At 51.8% G+C, this 3,076-nt stretch carries 1 rRNA gene; it reads right to left on the bottom strand.

Annotation, left to right across the window (positions count from 1 at the left end):
- Positions 1-17: 17 nt before the first annotated feature.
- Positions 18-2,824, bottom strand: a 23S ribosomal RNA gene (locus DSM25558_RS27360).
- Between the last annotated feature and the right edge of the window lie 252 nt (positions 2,825-3,076).

Genomic DNA, 3,076 nt, shown 5'->3' with positions numbered 1-3,076 from the left:
GAACATAATCAATGGGAACGAAGAAGTCGATCGAGCTATTAGTAACGGTAAGCTTCATGCATTGCTGCACTTCCACACCCGTCCTATCAACGTGGTCGTCTTCCACGGCTCTGATAGGGAACACTCGTTTTCAGGTTGGTTTCCCGCTTAGATGCCTTCAGCGGTTATCCATTCCGTATATAGCTACTCTGCTATGCCCTTGGCAGGACAACAGATCCACCAGAGATACGTCCATCCCGGTCCTCTCGTACTAGGGACAGATCCTGTCAATATTCCTACACCCACGGCAGATAGGGACCGAACTGTCTCACGACGTTCTGAACCCAACTCACGTACCGCTTTAAATGGCGAACAGCCATACCCTTGGGACCTGCTCCAGCCCCAGGATGCGATGAGTCGACATCGAGGTGCCAAACAACCCCGTCGATATGGACTCTTGGGGGTCATCAGCCTGTTATCCCCGGCGTACCTTTTATCCGTTGAGCGATGGCCCTTCCACACGGGACCACCGGATCACTATGACCGACTTTCGTCTCTGCTCGACTTGTCAGTCTCGCAGTCAGGCGGGCTTATGCCATTGCACTCGACGACCGATTTCCGACCGGTCTGAGCCCACCATCGCGCGCCTCCGTTACTCTTTCGGAGGCGACCGCCCCAGTCAAACTACCCACCATACACTGTCCCGGATCCGGATAACGGACCGCGGTTAGACATCCACGAAGATAAGGGTGGTATTTCAAGGATGGCTCCACGAGAACTGGCGTCCCCGCTTCAAAGCCTACCACCTATCCTACACATGCCTTGGCGAATGCCAGTGTAAAGCTATAGTAAAGGTGCACGGGGTCTTTCCGTCTGACCGCAGGAACCCCGCATCTTCACGGGGAATTCAATTTCACTGAGTCTATGTTGGAGACAGCGGGGAAGTCGTTACGCCATTCGTGCAGGTCGGAACTTACCCGACAAGGAATTTCGCTACCTTAGGACCGTTATAGTTACGGCCGCCGTTTACTGGGGCTTCAGTTCAGAGCTTGCACCCCTCCCTTTAACCTTCCAGCACCGGGCAGGCGTCAGACCCTATACGTCGTATTGCTACTTCGCAGAGCCCTGTGTTTTTGATAAACAGTCGCTACCCCCTGGTCTGTGCCACCCCATACTAGTTGCCTAACATGGGGTCACGCTTCTTCCGAAGTTACGCGTGCAATTTGCCGAGTTCCTTCAACATAGTTCTCTCAAGCGCCTTGGTATACTCTACCTGACCACCTGTGTCGGTTTCGGGTACGGTCTATACGGTGGAGCTATTTCCTGGAACCTCTTCGCCGCACATTCAATCCAATAAGAATGTACAACACACGAGATCCGTCACTACCACCAGGCCCACGAATATTAACGTGGTTCCCATCGACTACGCGTGTCCGCCTCGTCTTAGGGGCCGGCTAACCCTGCTCAGATTAACTTTAAGCAGGAACCCTTGGTCTTTCGGCGAGGGAGTCTCTCACTCCCTTTATCGTTACTCATGTCAACATTCGCACTTCCGATATCTCCAGGGGCCCTCACGGGTCCCCCTTCACAGACTTACGGAACGCTCCGCTACCACAAAACAGCCACTACGACTGTCTTATCCTCAGCTTCGGTGCATGGCTTTAGCCCCGTTACATTTTCGGCGCAAAGACCCTTATTTAGACCAGTGAGCTGTTACGCTTTCTTTAAATGATGGCTGCTTCTAAGCCAACATCCTGGTTGTTTTGGGATCCTCACATCCTTTCCCACTTAGCCATGACTTGGGGACCTTAGCTGGAGGTCAGGGTTGTTGCCCTCTTCACGACGGACGTTAGCACCCGCCGTGTGTCTGCCGATTAGTACTCCTCGGTATTCGGAGTTTGGTTAGGATCAGTAAGACGGTGAGTCCCCATAGCCCATCCAGTGCTCTACCCCCGAGGGTATTCGATCGACGCACTACCTAAATAGTTTTCGCGGAGAACCAGCTATTTCCGAGTTTGATTGGCCTTTCACCCCTAGCCACAAGTCATCCCAATCTATTGCAACAGATATGGGTTCGGCCCTCCAGTTGGTGTTACCCAACCTTCAGCCTGCTCATGGCTAGATCACTCGGTTTCGGGTCTAATGCAACAAACTAAACGCCCTATTCAGACTCGCTTTCGCTACGCCTACACCTACCGGCTTAAGCTTGCTTGCTACACTAAGTCGTTGACCCATTATACAAAAGGTACGCCGTCACTCTTTCGAGCTCCGACTGCTTGTAGGCATCCGGTTTCAGGTTCTATTTCACTCCCCTCGTCGGGGTGCTTTTCACCTTTCCCTCACGGTACTTGTTCGCTATCGGTCATGCACGAGTACTTAGGCTTGGAGAGTGGTCTCCCCATGTTCAGACAGGATTTCACGTGTCCCGCCCTACTCAAGGACAATGAGTGTTCTACGTGTACGGGGCTATCACCCGCTATGGCCACCTTTTCCAAAGTGTTCCACTTTATTCCTCATTGCCACTGGCCTGGTCCGCGTTCGCTCGCCACTACTTACGGAGTCTCGGTTGATGTCCTTTCCTTCAGGTACTTAGATGTTTCAGTTCCCTGAGTTCGCTTCTTACACCCTATGTATTCAGATGCAGATACCTTATTACAATGCTTGGAAACCTAAGCCGTACCGAAGCACAACTTAGATTCTCCAAGCATTTAAGGTGGGTTCCCCCATTCGGAAATCCATGGATCAAAGCTTATTCGCAGCTCCCCACGGCTTATCGCAGCGTATCACGTCCTTCTTCGCCTGTGCATGCCAAGGCATCCACCAAATGCCCTTAATTCACTTCTTCGTTCTCATTGTCTATGCTCATCCATATTTGCTTGATTTGGAATTCCTATCCTTTTCGCTTGCGCTCAAAGGGGTTCCAAATCTGGCCATACTGCAACCCTTCGGAAACAGTAGAACCGGCAAAAGCCTGATTACCTTTTACAATCAAGCCATTTCTTGATGACATCGACGTGTCGATACAGTCCTCTTGAAGGCACGCCGGTGCACTTCGAGGCCGTATCATTAAGACCAGCTTCTCGAGATATCATCCGGT

Source organism: Agrobacterium sp. DSM 25558 (assembly GCF_900100825.1).
In the GTDB taxonomy this organism is placed as follows: Bacteria; Pseudomonadota; Alphaproteobacteria; order Rhizobiales; family Rhizobiaceae; genus Agrobacterium.
Note: the sequence above shows the minus strand (reverse complement) of the source record. Positions and strands in the feature narration are given on the sequence as shown.